We start from the raw sequence: 19,123 nt of genomic DNA, 5'->3' as shown, positions 1-19,123 counted from the left end.
CCATCCCCTGCAGCCCGGCGGCGGTCCCAGGCCCTTGCCGCCGCCGGGCGCTTTCCAAAGGCTCCACCCCCGGACCCGTACCTCGCTTGGCGCGGTGTCCTCAAGCGCCGGACAGGCTGAATCCTGCCGCAGGCAAATCAAGCCCCGCGGGAGATTGAGGCGCGGCGGGCCGGGGGCGGAGCCCCGGGTTACGGGACGGGGCGGGGAAGACGCCCCGCACCCCCGCTACGCACCCGCGAACAGCTCCCGTTGCGCCGTCTCACGCGCCACCCGCAGCGCGCCGCTCAGGACCGCCGACCCGCCCAGTTCCCCCGCGCGCACCTCCGTCCGCAGCGGGGACATCCTCGCGAGCCGTGTCTCCACACGGGACGCCAGATCCGGTCCGCCCGCGTGGCCCACCTCTCCGCCGAGTACGACACAGCCCGGGTCCAGCACCGACACGACGGCCGCAGCGCCCACCGCGAGGCGGTCGGCGAGCGCGTCGAGGAAGTCGGCGCGGCCCGCGGACACAGCTGCCTCGACCACCGCGGCGGCCCGCGGTTCCGGGCCGTCGACCGGCGCCGCGATCCCATGGCGCTCCCCCAGCGCGCAGATCGCCGCCGACCCGGCCAGCGAGTGGAAGCCGCCGCGGCAGTCGAGCGCCGACGGAAGGCCCGTCGTGCCCGGCACGGGCAGGAAGCCGATCTCGCCCGCGCCGCCGGACGCGCCCCTGCGCAGCCGCCCGTCGAGGAACAGCGCCGCGCCGACGCCGTGACCGAGCCAGAGGAAGGCGAATGTCTCGCGGTCTCGGGCCGCACCGGCGCGCTGCTCGGCGAGCGCGGCGAGATTGGTCTCGTTCTCCACGACGACCTGAGCGGGGAGCCGTTCCTGGAGCGCGGTGACGAGACGCCGGTGCCAGGCGGGCAGACCATTCGACTCACGGAGCTCCCCGGCGACGGGGTCGATCAGGCCGGGTGCCCCGATGCCCACGCTGTGCAGGCGGACCGCGCCGGCTTCGCGCACGGTCCGCTCCAGCAGCCCGACGGCCAGTTCGACGGCCGGTTCGGTGCCGGTGTCGCCGCCGATGGGCAGGGCGGCCTCGGCGAGCATCATGCCGACCAGGTCGGCGACCACGACGGTGACGCTCTGCGTGCGGACGTCCAGAGCGGCGAGATGCGCACGGTCGGCGACGATCCCGTAGAGGCGGGCGTTGGGCCCGCGCCGGTCGGCGCCCGCCTCGCCGACCACCCGGATGAGGCCCGAGCCCTGCAACCGCTCCACCAGGTCCGCGACGGTGGGCCGGGACAGGCCGGTCATGGTCTTCAGCTGACCTGCCGTCAACGGGCCCCCGTCCTGGAGCAGTTCCAGGGCGAGGCGGTCGTTGATGGCCCGGGCGGTACTCGGGGATGCGGGCATGCCGGAATCCTTCCAGACGGCCCCTGGCCGCTCAGGACGAGGAGCGCTGAAATCCCGTATCTATCAGGAAGGGACCCTGATAGTTTACGGCTCACGTTCTCGGGGAGGGATATCCGCATGTCGAGCGAAATGGCCGCCGGGCTGCGGCAGCTGAAGCGCGCCCGCATGGCAGTCGCCGCCGTTTTCTGTGTGCACGGCGCGGTGACCGGCAGCTTCGCCACCCGCATTCCCTGGATCCAGGACCATGCGGGCGTCGGCGCGGGCCAGTTGGGGCTGGCGCTGGCGTTCCCGGCGCTCGGCGCGTCCGTCGCGATGCCGCTGGCGGGGGCGATCAGTCACCGCTTCGGGGCACGGACGGCGCTGCGCGGACTGCTCGCGCTGTGGACGCTGAGCCTGGTCCTGCCGTCCCTCGCGCCGAACCTGCTCACCCTGTGCGCCGCGCTGTTCGCGTTCGGCGCGACCGCGGGCATGTCGGACGTGGCGATGAACGCGCTGGGCGTGGAGATCGAGAACCGCCTCGACCGCTCGATCATGTCCGGGCTGCATGGCATGTGGAGCGCGGGCGCGCTGATCGGCTCGGCGGGCGGCACGCTCGCCGCCCACCTGGGCAGCGACGCCCGGCTGCACCACCTGATCGCGGCAGCGACGCTGACCGCGCTCGGGCTGATCGCCTGCCAGGGCGTGCTGGACCTGCGCAGCACCCCTGAGGAGGAGCCGCCGCCGCGCTTCGCGCTGCCGCCCAGGTCGGCTCTGGTCATCGGCGCGATCGGGTTCTGCGCGGTGTTCGCGGAGGGCGCGAGCCTGGACTGGTCGGCGGTGTATCTGCGGGACGTGCTGGACACGTCGCCGGGCCTCGCCGCCGCGTCGACCACGGCCTTCGCGCTGACGATGGCGGTGGCCCGGCTCGCGGGCGACCGGATCGTCGACCGGTTCGGGGCGGTGCGCACGGTGCGCGTGGGCGGCGTGCTGGCCACCGCGGGCGGCCTGCTGGTGGTCCTCGCGCCGCATCCTGCGGCGGCGATGGGCGGTTTCGGGCTGATCGGCCTGGGGGTCGCGGTCGTCGTGCCGCTGGCGTTCGCCGCAGCGGGCCGCAGCGGGCCGAACCCGAGCCAGGCGATCGCGGGCGTCGCCACCATCACCTACACGTCCGGGCTCATCGCGCCGTCGGCGATCGGCGCGGTCGCCGACGCGACCAGTCTGGTGGTCTCCTTCGGCCTGGTGACCGCGCTCGCGCTCGGCCTGGTCGTCGGCGCGGGCGTGCTGCGGACGGCCGGCCGGGAGAGCCTGAAGGTCACTCCGCAGGACGCGGCAGTGCCCGGCCGGCGTCCCTGAAGCACTCGCTCCAGGGGGCGGGCCGCAAAGTGGCGACGTCCAGCCGCACGAGCACCCGGGCGCCGTGCGCGTACGTCGGCGTGCCGTCGGCCGAGCACGGGCGGAAGCCGTACGTCAGCCCGGTGCGGCCGAGCCGGTCCAGCCACAGGTGCACGGCGTACTCCCCCGCCGGGCGTCACCGGCTGCTCGTTGCCGATGCGCAGTTCCCCGACGGCGTTGCAGGCGTCACCGGCCACGGCCCGGTCGCTGTCGTAGCCGGCGCCCCGCTCCTGCCGGTATGCCGCCCGGGCCCGCTCGACGAGCAGCGCACAGCGGGGCGTTGCGCAGGAGTCCCAGCGCGTCGAGGTCGTCGAGGTGACCGGCCCGCTCCTGGACCCGGGCACGTCCTCGGCGCGCAGGAGGCACCCGGCAGGCACCGGGCCGCCGCGGCAGCGCCGTCGCGTCCCCCTTTCCGGGGAAGACACGGCCCGTCACCGCGCCGCCCGGCCGCGGCCTGAAACCCTGCCTCCATGGCGCAGAGTGAACAGCTCGCAGTGCGGCCGGGCCCCGGCACGACCGCAGTCGACTCCGTGGTGCAGCGGATGCTCGCGTACGGCTCCGCATGGCCGGCCGGGGACGGTCTCGGGGTGTTCAACCGCGTCTATCTCGCGGTCACCCAGGAGATCGACCGGCACATCGACGAGGGCCGGTTCACGGACCGGCGGGCCGCCGTCACGCTCGACGTGCTGTTCGCCGGGCGCTATCTGGCGGCGGTCGACGCCGCGGCCGAGGGGCTTCGGCCGCCGGCCTGCTGGCGGCCGCTGTTCCAGTACCGCCGCCATCCCGGTGTACGGCCGTTGCAGTTCGCGCTCGCCGGGATCAACGCGCACATCGGGCACGACCTGCCGCTCGCCGTCGTGGAGACCTGCCGTGCGCTCGGCTGCGCACCCGCTGACCTGGAGCGTGAGTTCGAGCGGGTCGGGGACATCCTCGTCCTGCTGGAGGAACGCATCCGCGAGGACGTGATGCCCGGACCCGATCTGCTGCAGATCGCCGACCCCCTGACACATCTGGTCGGCTCGTGGAGCCTGGACCGCGCCAGGGACGGCGCGTGGTCGGCGGCGCGCCTGCTGTGGGGGCTGCGTGACCTGCCGGACCTCGCCGAGGAGTTCACCGAGCGTCTCGACGCGGGCGTCGGACTGGTGAGCCGCTGTCTGCTGACCCCCTGGCGCTGACCCGCCCCCAAGGGAGCGGATCGGCGCGCGCCGGGCTCACGGTCCTCCGGCTAGTCCTCCGGCAGCTCGACGGGGGCGATCTCGTCGTAGAGGTCGCCGGGACCGGGGTTGGACGGGTCGGTCGTGCCGCCGAGGTGGGTCATGACACCCCAGACGGCGTTCAGCGCGGTCTGCACGGCGCCCTCGGCCCAGCCCGCCGTCCAGGAGATGTCGTCGCCCGCGAGGAAGATGCCGCGCTTGTCCTCGGGCAGCCGGTCCTGCATGAAGTGGGTGAACAGGCGGCGCTGGTAGCGGTAGTGACCGGGCAGGTTCGCCTTGAACGCGCCCATGAAGTAGGGCTCGTTCTCCCACGACACAGTCACCGGGTTGCCGATGATGTGGCTGCGGATGTCGACGTTCGGGTAGATCTCGCCCAGCGACTTGAGCATGACCTCCATCCGCTCGTTCGCGGACAGCGGCAGCCACTTCAGGCTGTCGTCGCACCAGGTGTACGACAGGCAGATCACGGCCGGCTTGTCGGGACCGTCGTCGAGCAGGTACGTGCCGCGGGTCATGCGGTCGGTCAGCGTCATCGACATGGTGTCGCGACCGGTGATCTCGTCCTTGTCCAGCCAGAACGGCCGGTCGACGGGCACGAACAGCTTGGAGGACTCCATGTAGTGGGTCCGCTCCATCGCCGTCCAGTGGTCGATGGGGAAGAGCGAGTCGTCACAGGCGATCTTCGACAGCAGCATCCAGGACTGCGCGGTGAAAATCGCCGCCCGGTACGTGCGGATGTCACCGGAGGCGTCCGTGACCGTGATCCGGTTGCCCGAGGTGCGGTTCAGCCGGGTGACGGCGGGCCGCGGCTCGCCGTCGTGCAGCGTGGACAGCGACGTGCCGAGCGGCCAGTGGACGATCTTCTCGGGCTCGCGCTCCCACATGCGCAGCGGGAGTTGCTGGCTGCCCTCGACGATGCCGCGGTGGTGGTCGTCGGCCTCGGAGTAGACGACGCGCAGGATCTCCAGGATCGAGTTCGGGAAGTCGGTGTCCCAGCCTCCGGTGCCGAAGCCGACCTGGCCGAAGATCTCGCGGTGCCGGAAGGACTTGAACGCCTCCGACTCGCACAGGAAGCCGTAGAAGGTCTGGTTGTCCAGCTTCTCGACGAGCTTCGCCCAGATCTCGCGGATGCGCGGGACGTCACGCTCGCGCATGGCGCGGTTCATGTCCGAGAAGTCCGCGCCCTCCTCCAGGCACGCGTTCCAGGCGTCCATCACATCGCGGTAGACCTGCGGCAGGTCGTCGATGGTCTCGGCGTAGTGCGACTCGCCCTTGAGGTCGACGACGGTGGAGGGGGTGCACGGGGCAAGGGGGTTCGGGAACGGCCTGGTCGTCAGACCCACCAGGTCGATGTAGTGCTGCAGCGCCGTGGAGGACGGCGGGAAGCGCATCGCGCCCATCTCCGCGCTCAGCTCGTCCGTGCCGGTGCCCTCGAACCCGACGGTGCGCAGCCGCCCGCCGATCCGGTCCGCCTCGTAGACGACCGGCTTGAGGCCCATCTTCATCAGCTCGTACGCGGCGACGATGCCGGACAGGCCACCGCCGATGACGGCGACCTCGGCGCCGTGCTCGGTCGCGGGTATCTGGCCGAGCCCCGCCGGGTGGGCGAGGAAGTCGTCGTAGGCGTACGGGAAGTCCGGACCGAACATGGTGATCGGCGGCTGCGCGTCGCTGTGCTGGACGGCGGTGGTGGGCACCGTGGACGTCATGGGGTACGGACTCCTTGCACGAAAAACGATGAAGCGGGGGAGCGGGAGAGGGCGGCGTCAGACCAGGGAGCCGTAGAGGGCGGGCCGCCGGTCGTGCAGATAGGGGTTGTTCTCGCGCGAGGCGGCGAGCAGGACGGGGTCGACCTCGCCGACGACGAGCTCCTCGCCGCGACCGGCGCGGGTGCGGACGGTGCCGTCGGGGCTCGCGAGCGAGCTGAGCCCGACGAACTCGAACTCGCCTTCCGGGCCCGTCCTGTTGACGTACGCGATGTACATCTGGCTCTCGAAGGCCCGGACCGGGACAACGGATTCGGCGACGAACTGGAACGGGTGCATCTGCGCGGTGGGCACGAGCAGCAGGTCGGTGTCGGCCAGCGCATGGGCCCGCACGTTCTCCGGGAACTCCACGTCGTAGCAGATCAGCAGCCCGATCCGGATGCCGTCGAGCTCGGCCTGGACGACGGCGGTGTCACCGGGGGCGAACCACTGCTGCTCGAAGCAGCCGAAGAGATGGGTCTTGCGGTAGTTCGCGAGCCGCTCGCCGTCCGGGCCGATCAGCTGCGCACTGTTGTGGATCAGGTCACCGGCACGCTCGGGGTAGCCGTAGTGGATCGCGACGCCGTGCCGTACGGCGATCTCGGCGACGTTGCGAGCGCCCGGGCCGTCGGCAGGCTCCGCGAGCCTCGGCACGTCGTCGCCGATCGCGTATCCCGTCAGGAACATCTCGGGGCACACCAGGAGCCGCGCACCGGCGGCGGCGGCGCGGCCCGCGGCCTCGTCGAGCACCTTCAGGTTCTCGGCGACGTCACCGGGCCGTCCGGAGCTCTGGAGCAGGGCGGTGCGCAACGACGGCATGGCTGACCTCGGCGTAGGGCGGGTTAACGGGATACGTCCAATACGGTACGGTCCGGGATTCGACCCGGACAAGGCGCGAGCGTTGCGCGCCGACGGTCGATCCGTTGCGTCGTACGGGTCCAGTGCGGTGATTCGTTGCGTGCCCGAGCCCAGGGGCTACGCGGGCGCGCCCGAGGAGAATCGGCGCAGCAGCGGCGAGAGCACCAGCACGGATTTGGTGCGCTCCACGAACGGCTCGCCGGCGATCCGTTCCAGCACCCGCTCGAAGTGGCGCATGTCGGCGGCGAAGACCTGGACGATCGCGTCCGCCTCACCGGTGACGGTGGAGGCGGACGCGATCTCCGGGTAGCGCTTCAGCCCGCGCTCGATGGCCTCGGGCGAGGTGTTGCGACTGCAGTAGATCTCGATGAAGCCCTCGGTCTCCCAGCCGAGCGCCGCCGGGTCCACCCGTACGGTGAAGCCGGTGATGGCGCCCTCCGCGCGGAGCCTGTCCACCCTGCGCTTCACCGCCGGGGCGGACAGGCCGACCATCGCTCCGATGTCGGCGTAGGAGCGGCGGGCGTCCTCGGCGAGGGCGTGGACGATGCGTTCGTCGAGATCGTTCAGTCGCACTGCGGGTGGATCACTTCTCTGCGGTGGCGAGTCGGGAGCGGCGAAGGCCGTACAGGAAGTAGAACACGATGCCCGCGGCCATCCAGCCACCGAAGACCGCCCATGTCACGCCGGGCAGGCTGAACATCATCCAGACGCAGAAGCCGAAGCCGAGCAGCGGCGTCACCGGGAACAGCATGACGCGGAAGGTCCGGTTCATGGTGGGCCGGGTGTAGCGCAGGATGATGACGGCCACGTTGACCAGCGCGAACGCGAAGAGCGTGCCGATGCTGGTGGCATTGGCGAGTTCGCCGAGCGGGATCGTGGCGGCCAGCACCGCGCAGAAGGCGGACACGATGAAGGTGTTGGCGCGCGGCGTTCCGGTGCGCTTGTCCACCTTGGCGAACGCCTTGGGCATGAGGCCGTCCCTCGACATGGCGAAGAGGATGCGGGTCTGGCCGTACAGCACGGCGAAGACGACGCTCGCGATGGCGACGACGGCGCCCGCGGCGAGCACCACGCTCCAGAAGCTGTGTCCGGTGACGTCCTTCATGATCTGGGCGAGCGCGGCCTCGGTGCCCTCGAAGTCCTGCCACGGCATGGCGCCGACGGCGATCAGCGCGACGAGGCAGTACAGGACCGTGACGATCAGCAGCGAGAGCATGATCGCGCGCGGCAGATCCCGCTTGGGGTTCTTCGCCTCCTCGCCGGCGGTCGACGCGGCGTCGAAGCCGATGTACGAGAAGAACAGCGTCGCCGCCGCGGCGCTGATGCCCGTGACACCGAGGGGGGCGAGGGGGGTGTAGTTGCCGGCCTTGATGCCGAGGAAGCCGATGCCGCAGAAGAGCAGCAGCGTCGCGATCTTGATGACGACCATGATCGTGTTGATGCGGGCGCTCTCCTTGGCGCCGCCCATCAGGAAGACCATGGCGAGCAGGACGACGACGAGCGCGGGCAGGTTGATGAAGCCACCCTCGCCGAGGGGCGCCGCGACCGCGTCGGGAATCGTGACGCCGATCGTGCCGTCGAGCAGTTCGTTGACGTACTCGCCCCAGCCGACGGCGACGGCCGCGACCGAGACCCCGTACTCCAGGACCAGACACCAGCCGCAGATCCAGGCGACGAGCTCGCCCATGGTGGCGTACGAGTAGGAGTACGAGGAGCCCGAGACCGGGATGGAGCCGGCGAGCTCCGCATACGACAGAGCGGAGAACAGCGCGGTCAGGCCCGCGACGACGAACGAGATCGCGACCGCGGGGCCTGCGAGCGGCGTGGCCTCCCCGAGTACGACGAAGATGCCGGTGCCCAGTGTGGCTCCGATGCTGATCATGGTCAGCTGCCACATGGTCAGCGAGCGGCGGAGCGCTCCGCCCTCCCCCTGGCCACCCTCGGCGACCAGCAGTTCGACGGGCTTGCGCCGCATCAGGCGGGTGCCCAGTGCGGGGGTCCGGGTGGGGCTCGGGGAGGACGATGGCTTGGTCGCGGGCGGCGCTGCTCCGTGGTCCAGCACGTCGGGGCTCCTTCATCGCTGCGGGGATCGGCGAGGGGGACCTACGGCGGCCGAAGCGCGTGACGTGACAACCCGCGCTGGGAAAGGGACCGCCGAGCAGACGGTCACCGCCACTCCTGGTACGGGGCCCGAGCCTACGAGTCCGCAGCTCACAGCCGTAATGCATCGTTGTTGCGCATCAGCGGCCGATCATTGCGCGCTCAAGCGCCGCGCGGGGAAACATTGCGCCCGGGCGCACGAGAGCGTCATGGAGGGCGTCGTAAGGGGGTCCGAGGCGCCGCTCATGAATGCGCGCGGAGCGGGTATGCGAGCACCGTGATGAACGCACAGCCCCATGTGGTGATCGAGGAGTCGCCGCATACCGGGGGCAGGCAGAGCGCGGGGGCCCGCAGGGCGACCGCGGAGTTCCTGCTGCAGCACTGCCCCTGGGCCGACCCGGACGCTGTGCTGCTCGTCGTGTCCGAGCTGGTCTCCAATGCGATACGGCACACGGCGGGCTGGTGGCGCCTGCATCTGACGGCGGGCGCGGACACGCTGGTGGTGGGCATCGAGGACTCGAGCCCCCTGCCGCCTGTCGCACGGCTGCCCTCGCTGACGGGCGGCGGCGGATTCGGCTGGCACATGGTGCAACGGCTCGCGGGCACGGTGGAGGTCCGCCCCCAGCCGTACGGCAAGCGGGTACAGGCGACCTGGGTGCGCCCGGCAGCGGCCTCCTGCTGAAGGCCTCGGCGGCTGGACGCCCGAGGCAGGCCGGCACCTACCGGCGGGTGCGGTTCGGCGGCCTGGGCGGCTGGGGGCCGCTGCGGCGGCGATGCGGCTCAGCAGCCCACCCGGCCCAGGGCTCAGGCGGCCCGGTGCAGCCCACGTCGGCTGAGGCTGCGACGCAGCTCGGTGCGGCGGGCCGGGGAGGCGCCCGCGCTCAGGGGGCTCAGCAGCCCAACCGGCCAAGGCCGCCGATACAGCTCCCCGGCTGCACGACCGACGCAGGCCAGCGGCTCACCGGCGGTCTGCCCAGCGGCCCGGGCGGCTCACCGGCCATGCGGCCCACCCAGCGGCCCGCGACACGGGCGGCCCCAGCAGCCCACGTGGCCCAGGCGGGCGATGCAACTCCGCACCCTGGACGGCCGACGCCGGCCAGCAGCAGCGCCGCAGCTGGACGGCCGGGGGAGGCCAACAGCTCACCGACGCAGCCCCGGGCCATGCGGCTCAGCACGCGGCCCAGAGGGCCGACGCAGGCCAGCAGCCCACCGGCGGTACAGCCCATCGGCCCGCGGGCTCCCAGACGGCCGAGGCAGCGCCGCAGCTGCACGGCCTACGCAGGCCCACAGTCCACTGGCGGTACTGCTCAGCGGCCCGGGCGCTCAGGCGGCGATGCGGCTCAGTAGCCCACCCGGCCCAGACGTGCGGTACGGCTCAGCGGCCAGGCGGCCCAGCCGCCCATGCGGCTGCACGGCCTACGCAGGCCCACAGTCCACTGGCGGTACTGCTCAGCGGCCCGGGCGCTCAGGCGGCGATGCGGCTCAGTAGCCCACCCGGCCCAGACGTGCGGTACGGCTCTGCGGCCAGGCGGCCCAGCCGCCCACGCGGCTGCACGGCCGACACGGGCCAGCAGCCCACCAGCGGTACAGCCCAGCGGCCCGGGCGCTCAGGCGGCGATGCAGCTCTGCGGCCCGGCGGCTCAGGCACTCGGGCGGCATCGGCCGAAGGTGCGGCGTGAACGGCCGAACGGCCGAAGCGGCGAGACAGCGCCGCAGCCGGGCCGGAAACAGAAACGGCGTCCTGGGCGGCCAGGACGCCGTTTCTGCCGTGGGGGGAATGTGGTCCGGGACGGGCGGGGGCGGCGGAGCCCCCACGCCCGTCATCCTCGTGGTGTCACTCCACCGCGAGCAGCCCCGCACGCAGCCGCCCCGTGATGCGGGACAGCAGACGCGACACATGCATCTGGGACACGCCCAGTTCCTCGCCGATCTCCGACTGCGTCATCTCCTCGCCGAAGCGCATCCGCAGGATCCGCCGGTCGCGGTCGTCGAGCTCCTCGATCAGCGGCTTGAGTGCCTGCACGTTCTCCGCCGTCTCCAGATCGGCGTCCGGTGCGCCCAGACGGTCGGACAGCGGCACCCCCGCGTGGTCGGAGGCATCGTCCATGGGCATGTCGATCGACCCGGCCGTATAGCCGTTGCTCGCGACGACGCCCTCGATGATCTCCTCCTCGTCCAGCCCCAGATGGTCGGCGAGTTCGGCGGTGGTGGGCGTGTGGTCCAGCTTCTGGGAGAGCTCGTCGACAGCCTTGGCCAGATCGATCCGCAACTCCTGGAGCCGGCGCGGCACATGCACGGCCCAGCTGGTGTCGCGGAAGAACCGCTTGATCTCACCGACGATGTACGGGACGGCGAACGTCGCGAACTCCACCTCGCGGCTGAGTTCGAAGCGGTCGATCGCCTTGATCAGGCCGATGGTGCCGACCTGGACGATGTCCTCCATCTGTTCGGCCCGGTTGCGGAAGCGGCCGGCCGCGTACTTGACCAGCGCCAGGTTGAGCTCGATCAGGGTGTTGCGAACGTACTGGTATTCATGGGTTCCCTCCTCGAGCGAGTCGAGCCGCTCGAAGAAGATCCTGGAGATCTCTCGTGCGTCCTTCGGTGCAACCTCCCCCGGATTCCGCACATCTGGAAGGTCCAGCCCCACCCTGTCCGGGCGCTGGACTCCAGGCTGCGTGAGTTCGGTCGGGACCGTGCTCGCCGTGGACACTTCGTCCTCCCCTGCTCCGATGTCAGTGCGAAGGCGCGCCTACCCCGGATCTCCGCGCGCATGCCCGCGGATTCACGAAGAGCTGAACGCGTCGCGCACGAACGACGACATCCGGCCTCCGCGACAGGCGCGGAGACCGGATGAGTTGGGCCGGGAGTTCATCAACTCCAGCTGGCGTGCAGCGGCTTGCCCTCCGCGTAACCGGCGGCGCTCTGGACGCCGACGATCGCCTTGTCGGCGAACTCCTCCAGGGAGCCGGCACCGGAGTAGGTGCAGGAGGAGCGCACACCCGCGATGATCGAGTCGATCAGGTCCTCGACCCCCGGGCGGGTCGGGTCGAGGTACATGCGCGAGTGGGAGATGCCCTCCTCGAACAGCGCCTTGCGGGCCCGGTCGTACGCGGACTCCTCGCTGGTGCGGTTGCGCACGGCGCGCTTGGACGCCATGCCGAAGGACTCCTTGTAGAGCCGCCCGTCGGGGCTCTGCTGAAGGTCGCCCGGGGACTCGTACGTCCCGGCGAACCAGGAGCCGATCATGACGTTCGACGCACCTGCGGCGAGCGCCATGGCGACATCGCGCGGGTGGCGGATGCCGCCGTCGGCCCAGACGTGCTTCCCGTACTTCTTCGCCTCGGCGGCACACTCGAGGACGGCCGAGAACTGCGGGCGGCCCACACCGGTCATCATGCGGGTCGTGCACATGGCGCCCGGTCCCACACCGACCTTGACGATGTCGGCGCCGGCCTCGACGAGGTCGCGCACTCCCTCGGCGGCCACGATGTTGCCCGCGACGATCGGTACCTGCGGGTCGAGCGCCCGTACGGCCTTGACCGCGCTGATCATCGACTCCTGGTGGCCGTGCGCGGTGTCGACGACGAGCGTGTCGACGCCCGCGTCGAGCAGCTGCTTGGCCTTGCCCGCCACATCGCCGTTGATGCCGACCGCCGCCGCGATGCGCAGCTTGCCGTCGGAGTCGACCGCGGGGGTGTACAGCGTGGCGCGCAGCGCGCCCTTGCGGGTGAGGACGCCGGCGAGCCTGCCGTCGGAGTCCACCGCGGGGGCGTAGCGGCGGTTGGCGCCGTCGAGCCGGTTGAACGCCTCACGCGGGTCGATGTCCGCGTCGAGGAGCAGGAGGTCCCTGGACATGACCTCGGACAGCTGCGTGAAGCGGTCCACACCGGCCAGGTCGTGGTCGGTGACGATGCCGACCGGCCGGTGCCCTTCATCGACGACGACTCCTGCGCCGTGGGCCCGCTTGGGCAGCAGCGACAGGGCGTCGGCGACGGTCTGGTGCGGCGCGAGCACGATCGGGGTGTCGAGCACGTGGTGGCGCGTCTTGACCCAGGAGATCACGTCGGTGACGACGTCGATCGGGATGTCCTGGGGAATCACGACGAGTCCGCCGCGGCGGGCGACGGTCTCGGCCATCCGGCGGCCGGCGATCGCCGTCATGTTGGCGACGACCAGCGGGACGGTCGTGCCGGTGCCGTCGGGGGAGGAGAGGTCCACGCCCTGGCGGGAACCCACGGCCGAACGGCTCGGCACCATGAACACATCGTCGTACGTCAGGTCGTACGACGGCTTCTGGTCATTGAGGAAACGCACGTGCTGAACATCCCAGTCGATCGGAGGATCCCCGGGCATTGCAGCCGGGGAAAACGCACGTACTTCATTCTCCCATGACGCATCCGTTGTCATGCCCCGGCGAAAGCTCCAGTCACGGCGCCGCTGTCCGAGCAGATCCTCCAAAAGGGCCGGGCCGGCCCCGCCCGCGGAGAGCACCGCACGGCCCGCACGCCGCGGAGCGCGCCACCGGTCCGGGGCCGCGCGGGCCAGCGGGGCCGTACGGCAGAGGACGGCGAGGCCGCGCGGAGCTGTACGGCAGGGGACGGCAGGGGACGGCAAGGCGGCGCGGGCTGCACGGTAAGGGCAAGCGGAGCCTCGCGGGGCCGGAGCACGGAAAGCGACAGCGGACACTCCCCGTGCGGAACGAAGAGCGAGGCCCGCCGGCCCCGTCAGTCGTCCGGGTCCGCGCGCTCGAGGGCGGGCCGCTGGCCCGGCTGCGACGTCAGCAGCTGATCGGCCGCCGCTGTGTCCGTGACCAGGCTGGTCACCAGGCCGGAGCGCAGCACTGCCGCGATCGCCTCCGCCTTGCGCTGGCCGCCCGCGATCGCCACGACCTCGGGGATGCGCCGCAGCCGGTCGGCCTCCACGGTGATGCACCGCTCCCCCAGGTCGCGCCCGACGCGGCGGCCCTGCGTGTCGAAGAGGTGCGCGGACATCTCCGCCGCCACGCCGAGCGAGGCGTAGTGCGCGCGCTCCTCGTCGGAGAGCATGTCGTGCACCGTCGAGATACCCGGCTCCCACGAGCCGATGGAGACGCAGGCGACGGTCACCTTGTCGAAGTAGTCGAAGGCGCGGGCGATCCCCGTCTGGTGCCGCAGCGCCGCCGCGGTCGCCGGATCCGGCAGCAGCATCGGCGCGTAGATGGGGTGGGCCTCGCCGCCGGAGACCTGGGCCGCACGCCGTACCGCCTCCACCGAACCGCGCTCGGCGGTCCCCGCGTCATAGACGCCCGTGAGCTGCACGACCGTGCACGGCGGCAGCCGGTCCAGGGCTGCCGCCATGTGGATGGTGGACCGGCCCCAGGCCAGACCGAGGACGTCGCCCTCGTTCACGAGCTCGCCGAGCAGGTCCGCGGCCACCTCGCCCAGGTTCTCCGGGTCGGGCGACTCCTCTGCCTCCGCGGGGGACTCGACCACGACCGCGTGCCGCAGGCCGAAGCGGGCGCGCAGCGCGTCCGAGCGCTCGGCGTCGAGCTCGGCGGGGACGCGGATCTCGATGCGTACCAGATCACGTTCGAGCGCGGTCTCCAGGACCCTCGCGACCTTGAAGCGGCTGACGCCGAACTCCTCCGCGATCTGGATCTTGGACTTGCCCTCGAGATAGAAGCGACGCGCCATGGCCGCCGCCTGCACGAGCTCAGCGGGCCCCATCCGCAGGGCGGACCGTCCCGCCGGCCTAGCAGTCACCGCGATCTCCTCACTGCTGTACACACGTACACACACTCCCGGATCCGGCCATCCTGTCAGATGCGCCGGTCCTCGATCGGCCCTGATGGGGCAACTTCGGTTGAACAACCGCGGCCATCGCAGCGTTCGCTCTCAGTGGCCGCAGGCCCACGCCGCCGAGGCGGTCGCCTGCGACGCCTGGTCACGGAGAAGCCGCACCGCCTCGGCCGGGTCGTCCGCGTTGTACACCGCGGAGCCGGCCACGAACACGTCAGCACCCGCCTCCGCGCACCGCTCGATCGTCGATGCCGACACTCCCCCGTCGACCTGAAGCCACAGCTCCAGCCCGTGCTTGGCGATCAGCTCCCGGGTGCGGCGGATCTTCGGCAGCATGATGTCCAGGAAGGCCTGGCCGCCGAATCCCGGCTCCACGGTCATGATCAGCAGCATGTCGAGCTCGGGGAGCAGGTCCTCGTACGGCTCGATCGGCGTGGCCGGCCTGAGCGCCATCGAGGCGCGCGCGCCCTTGGCGCGGATCTCGCGGGCGAGGCGCACGGGAGCGGCGGCGGCCTCGACGTGGAAGGTGACGGAGCCGGCTCCGGCCTCGACGTACTGGGGCGCCCAGCGGTCGGGGGCCTCGATCATCAGGTGGCAGTCCAGCGGGGTGTCCGTCGCCTTGGCGAGCGACTCCACGACCGGCACGCCCAGGGTCAGATTGGGCACGAAGTGGTTGTCCATCACGTCGACGTGGAGCCAGTCGGCGCCCTCGACGGCCTTGGCCTCCTCCGCCAGACGGGAGAAGTCGGCGGAGAGGATACTGGGGTTGATCTGAACGGCCATGTGCCAAGCCTGCCATGTTCCGGGGCACTTCCCCTCCCCGGGACGGTACTCGGTACGGACCAGGCTCCGGCAGGATCCGCACAGCCCACCGCAATACCGGGCATTCGACCGGCCGGCACGGGCCCGGGTGCGCCATGGCGGAGGCAGAGCAGCAGATCGCACCCCGGCGTGCGCCCCGCACAGGCGGCATCCGACGGTGTGGTGGCGCACAGGTTCGCGCGCATGCACAGGGACGCGCAGGGACGCACAGGACGGCGGCGGACCGGCCCGGCTGAGAGCGCCGGCCGGTCCGTCGGCGGTTTACGCGGTGCGGCGCAGCAGTGCGAGATACATCGCGTCGGTCCCGTGCACATGCGGCCACAACTGGATGTCGGGGCCGTCGCCGAGCGCCGGGACCCCGGGCATCAGCGGCCGCGCGTCAAGCAGCTCCGCGTCGACGGCCGGCCCGCCGCGCCCGCGCAGCACGTCGTCGACGACGACCCGCGTCTCGGCGAGGTGCGGCGAGCAGGTGGCGTACCCCACCACACCGCCGACCCGCACGGCGCTCAACGCCTCGCGCAGCAGGGCGCGCTGGAGCGGGGCGAAACTGTCCAGGTCCTCGGGGCGGCGGCGCCAGCGGGCCTCCGGGCGGCGGCGCAGCGCGCCCAGCCCCGTGCAGGGCACGTCGACGAGCACCCGGTCGAAGGAGCCCGGGCGCCACGGCGGGCGTGTGCCGTCGGCGGCGATCACCTGGTACGGGCCGGGGTTGCCGGTCAGCGCGCGGTCCACCAGGCGAGCGCGGTGCGGCTGCTTCTCGGCGGCGAGCAGGGTCGCGCCGCGGCCGGCCGCGATGGCGCCGAGCAGTGCGGCCTTCCCGCCGGGCCCGGCGCAGCCGTCGAGCCAGCGCTTGTCCGGCCCCTCCAGCGGGGCGTTGGCGAGGGCGATCGCCACGAGCTGGCTGCCCTCGTCCTGCACGCCGGCCCGCCCCTGGCGCACGGCCTCGATCGCACCGGGCTCGCCGCCCTCCGCAAGCCGGACGGCGTACGGGGACCAGCGGCCCGGCAGTGCGGAGTCCTCGCCCAGGAAGTCGAGCAGTTCACCGGTGGTCGAGCGGCCGGGCCGGGCGACCAGGGTCACCTCCGGCCGCTCGTTGTCCGCCTCCAGCAGGTCCTCGATGCCGGCGCGGCCGCCGCCGAGCGAGTCCCACAGCGCGGAGACGACCCAGCGCGGGTGCGAGTGGACGACGGCGAGGTGGTCCTCGGCGTCCTGCTCGTAGGGCGGAGCGACGCGCTCCACCCACGTGTCCAGGTCGTCCCGCGAGATCTTGCGCAGCACGGCGTTGACGAACTTGGCCCGCCCGTCGCCGAGCACCACCCGCGCGAGCTCCACGCTCGCCGATACCGCGGCGTGCGTCGGGATCCGCGTCCCCAGCAGCTGATGCGCGCCGAGCGCGAGCACGTCGAGCACCGGCGGATCGACCTCGCGAAGCGGCCGGTCGATGCATGCCGCGATGATCGCGTCGTACGTGCCCTGGCGGCGCAGCGTGCCGTACACGAGCTCAGTGGCGAGCGCCGCGTCGCGCGAGTCGAAGTCACCCTTGTCGCGCGCCTTCTTCAGCAGGGGCGGCAGGACCAGGTTCGCGTACGCGTCCCGCTCGTCGACGGCCCGCAGCGCCTCGAAGGCGAGGATCCGGACCGGATCCTTCTGGGGGCGGCGGTACGGCTTGGGGGGACGGCGACGGGACTGCTCGCTCAAAAGGTGCTCCGCGTTCGATGAGGGTTGAACCCTCTCAGCCTACGTCCGCCCGGCCGAGCCGCTCGCCGGGGGCGATGCGCACCCCGCGCGCCCAGTCCGCGGCCCGCATCGGCTTCTTGCCCTGCGGCTGGACCCAGAGCAGCTCGACGGCGTGGGACCCGGTGCCCGCGTAGACGTTGTTCTTGCCGACGTCCAGCTCACCTGCCGCCAGGTCCGTACGGTCGGGCAGCAGCGCGAGCTGGATCAGCTTGAGCCGCTCGCCGCGGAAGAGCGTCCACGCGCCGGGGGCGGGCGTGCAGGCGCGGACGACGCGGTCGACGCGCAGGGCGGGGGCGGCGAAGTCGACGTGGGCGTCCTCGACGCTGATCTTCGGGGCCAGGGAGACGCCCTCGGACGGCTGCGGCACCGCCTTCAGGGTGCCGTCCTCGATGCCGTCCATCGTCGCCGCGAGCAGTCCGGCACCGGCGAACGCAAGACGCGTCAGCAGGTCACCGCTGGTGTCGGTGGGCCGCACCGGCTCGGTGACCACGCCGTACACCGGGCCCGAGTCGAGCCCTTCCTCGATCTGGAAGGTGGCGGCACCCGTCATCTCGTCGCCGGCCATGATCGCGTGCTGGACGGGAGCGGCCCCGCGCCAGGCGGGCAGCAGCGAGAAGTGCAGGTTGACCCAGCCGCGGGCGGGCACGTCGAGGGCCTCCTTGGGCAGCAGGGCGCCGTAGGCGACGACCGGACAGCAGTCCGGGGCGATCTCGCGCAGCCGCGTGAGGAAAGCCTCGTCGCGCGGCCTGGCCGGCTTGAGCACCTCGATGCCGGCATCCTCCGCGCGCTGCGCGACGGGGCTGGCCACCAGACGCCTGCCGCGCCCCGCGGGCGCGTCCGGCCGGGTGACCACGGCGGCGACCTCGTGCCGTCCTGAGGCGATCAAGGCGTCCAGGGCGGGGACGGCGACCTCGGGGGTACCTGCGAAGACGAGCTTCATCGGTGGCTGACTGCCTCTCGGACGTGTGCCGGTGCGTACGGGTGACGGCAGTTCGCCGTCGGACGAGCAGCTCACCAGTCTATGGCGCGGCGCCACAGGGGGCGTACGGGAGACCGTGCGCCCCGCGCATATACACATACGCCCTGAAGCGTGACCAGATCGGTCGCCGGAGCGTTGGTCAAGAGAGATTGACCAAGCGGGCCGCGCCGGATGCGGCCCGGCCCCTTTTCAACGCCGGTTCGAGAGGCTTGTCAATGGCCGACCACGCAACCCACGACGCCCAAGCCCGGGCAAGTCTGCACCTGTTGGTGCGGGACATCGAGCGGGTCCGCCGGCAGGTGGACGCATTGCGCACGCTCACCGCCCAACTGGGCAATGTCTACCGCCCGCGCCGCTCCGGCCCGTCCACGGGCTTCGTCGTCTACGGCAGGGCTCCGGCCCCGACCGTCCGTCTCGCGCAGGAGCTGCGCGACAGCGTCGAGACGCTGGTGACCGCGGCCGTGGACTTCGACCGGTCCCTCGGTTTCTCCTGGGACGCGGTGGGCTCGGCCCTCGGTGTCACCAAGCAGGCGGTGCACCGCCGTTACGGCGCCCGCAGGGCGACGCCGCCCCAGCAGGGCGCCGCGGAGCCGGAGTCGACGACGACGCGCACGCTGCCGCCGGCTGTACCGGCTGTACCGGCTGTACCGGCGGCGCGCTCGATGCCACCGCAGCCGTCGGACCCGCGGCAGGGGGCGTTCCCGGGCCCGCGCAACGGCTGAGCCTTGGGCGAGCCCGAAGGGGCGGGCTTCGTCCACCTGCCGAGGGGAAAGGGACGTGGGGGCCGACGCCCCCACTCCCCCGTCGTGCTCGGCACCGCGGGGCCCGCACCGACCCGAGTGGCGGCTTCGCCAGCCCTATGCGGCACGCACAACCGCGCCGAGGGGACCCGCACTGGTGCGACCTGCGTCCCCGCGATGCGCTGCACGCAGCACCGCGCCGCGCGGCCCCACACCGACCCGCGCGCGGCCTTCGCCCGCAATATGCCGCACGCACGACCGCCCCGGGGGACACCACCTGTCACGACGCAGCCCCCGTCCCACCGCGGGCCACCCACCAGTCGCAAGGCCGCATCCCGCGACCGCCACACGCACGACCGCACCGCGGGGCCCGCACCGACCCGAGTGG

The 19,123-nt window shown here is 72.2% G+C and carries 15 protein-coding genes and 1 pseudogene; 4 read left to right on the top strand and 12 right to left on the bottom strand.

Features of this window, described 5'->3' with window-relative positions:
• Positions 1-225: 225 nt before the first annotated feature.
• On the bottom strand, positions 226-1,395 hold the full coding sequence (locus J7E88_RS20645; protein WP_215183178.1) for an ROK family transcriptional regulator: 1,170 nt from the start codon (positions 1,393-1,395) through the stop codon (positions 226-228).
• A 117-nt stretch (positions 1,396-1,512) separates the two neighbouring features.
• Between J7E88_RS20645 and J7E88_RS20640 the strand changes: the two genes are divergently transcribed.
• Complete coding sequence (locus J7E88_RS20640; protein ID WP_215183176.1) at positions 1,513-2,727, top strand: MFS transporter; 1,215 nt, start codon at positions 1,513-1,515, stop codon at positions 2,725-2,727.
• Here J7E88_RS20640 and J7E88_RS20635 read toward each other — a convergent pair.
• Positions 2,687-3,132: pseudogene (locus tag J7E88_RS20635) on the bottom strand (acyl-CoA thioesterase). The gene J7E88_RS20640 and the pseudogene J7E88_RS20635 overlap by 41 nt on opposite strands.
• A gap of 104 nt (positions 3,133-3,236) precedes the next feature.
• On the opposite strand from J7E88_RS20635, the gene J7E88_RS20630 reads away from it, so the two are divergent.
• Complete coding sequence (locus J7E88_RS20630; protein ID WP_215183174.1) at positions 3,237-3,941, top strand: DUF5995 family protein; 705 nt, start codon at positions 3,237-3,239, stop codon at positions 3,939-3,941.
• Positions 3,942-3,991: 50 nt separating this feature from the next.
• On the opposite strand, the gene J7E88_RS20625 is transcribed toward J7E88_RS20630, so the two are convergent.
• The 4 genes from J7E88_RS20625 to J7E88_RS20610 form a co-directional block, all read right to left on the bottom strand.
• The gene (locus tag J7E88_RS20625; protein WP_215183172.1) at positions 3,992-5,689 is read right to left on the bottom strand and encodes an NAD(P)/FAD-dependent oxidoreductase; all 1,698 of its coding nucleotides are present in this window, start codon (positions 5,687-5,689) and stop codon (positions 3,992-3,994) included.
• 57 nt (positions 5,690-5,746) lie between these two features.
• Entirely contained in the window at positions 5,747-6,544 is a 798-nt protein-coding gene (locus J7E88_RS20620; protein WP_215183170.1) for a carbon-nitrogen hydrolase family protein, read from the bottom strand.
• Between the two features lie 156 nt (positions 6,545-6,700).
• Entirely contained in the window at positions 6,701-7,156 is a 456-nt protein-coding gene (locus J7E88_RS20615) for an Lrp/AsnC family transcriptional regulator (RefSeq protein ID WP_215183168.1), read from the bottom strand.
• A 10-nt stretch (positions 7,157-7,166) separates the two neighbouring features.
• A complete protein-coding gene (locus tag J7E88_RS20610) occupies positions 7,167-8,645 on the bottom strand; it encodes an amino acid permease (protein WP_215183166.1) in 1,479 nt (492 codons plus the stop codon).
• A gap of 318 nt (positions 8,646-8,963) precedes the next feature.
• On the opposite strand from J7E88_RS20610, the gene J7E88_RS20605 reads away from it, so the two are divergent.
• Positions 8,964-9,365: an ATP-binding protein gene (locus tag J7E88_RS20605; protein ID WP_215183318.1), complete on the top strand. Its 402-nt coding sequence runs from the start codon at positions 8,964-8,966 to the stop codon at positions 9,363-9,365.
• 1,152 nt (positions 9,366-10,517) lie between these two features.
• On the opposite strand, the gene J7E88_RS20600 is transcribed toward J7E88_RS20605, so the two are convergent.
• From J7E88_RS20600 to fmt, 6 genes are all read right to left on the bottom strand, one after another.
• Positions 10,518-11,393 (bottom strand): RNA polymerase sigma factor SigF, encoded by an 876-nt coding sequence (locus J7E88_RS20600; RefSeq protein WP_215183164.1) that lies wholly within the window; start codon positions 11,391-11,393, stop codon positions 10,518-10,520.
• A gap of 161 nt (positions 11,394-11,554) precedes the next feature.
• Complete coding sequence (locus J7E88_RS20595; RefSeq protein ID WP_215183163.1) at positions 11,555-13,036, bottom strand: GuaB1 family IMP dehydrogenase-related protein; 1,482 nt, start codon at positions 13,034-13,036, stop codon at positions 11,555-11,557.
• Between the two features lie 371 nt (positions 13,037-13,407).
• Positions 13,408-14,448 (bottom strand): sugar-binding transcriptional regulator, encoded by a 1,041-nt coding sequence (locus J7E88_RS20590; RefSeq protein WP_215183161.1) that lies wholly within the window; start codon positions 14,446-14,448, stop codon positions 13,408-13,410.
• A gap of 108 nt (positions 14,449-14,556) precedes the next feature.
• Positions 14,557-15,243 carry a ribulose-phosphate 3-epimerase gene (gene rpe, locus J7E88_RS20585; protein ID WP_215183159.1) on the bottom strand — a complete coding sequence of 229 codons (687 nt, stop codon included), beginning with the start codon at positions 15,241-15,243 and terminating at the stop codon, positions 14,557-14,559.
• Between the two features lie 300 nt (positions 15,244-15,543).
• The gene (locus tag J7E88_RS20580) at positions 15,544-16,977 is read right to left on the bottom strand and encodes an RsmB/NOP family class I SAM-dependent RNA methyltransferase (protein WP_215183157.1); all 1,434 of its coding nucleotides are present in this window, start codon (positions 16,975-16,977) and stop codon (positions 15,544-15,546) included.
• Positions 16,978-17,011: 34 nt separating this feature from the next.
• On the bottom strand, positions 17,012-17,956 hold the full coding sequence (gene fmt, locus J7E88_RS20575) for a methionyl-tRNA formyltransferase (RefSeq protein WP_215183155.1): 945 nt from the start codon (positions 17,954-17,956) through the stop codon (positions 17,012-17,014).
• 254 nt (positions 17,957-18,210) lie between these two features.
• Between fmt and J7E88_RS20570 the strand changes: the two genes are divergently transcribed.
• Positions 18,211-18,717 (top strand): hypothetical protein, encoded by a 507-nt coding sequence (locus J7E88_RS20570; RefSeq protein ID WP_215183153.1) that lies wholly within the window; start codon positions 18,211-18,213, stop codon positions 18,715-18,717.
• The last annotated feature ends 406 nt before the right edge of the window (positions 18,718-19,123 follow it).

Source organism: Streptomyces sp. ISL-10, assembly GCF_018614575.1.
In the GTDB taxonomy this organism is placed as follows: Bacteria; Actinomycetota; Actinomycetes; order Streptomycetales; family Streptomycetaceae; genus Streptomyces.
This window is presented reverse-complemented; position numbering and strand designations above follow the sequence as displayed.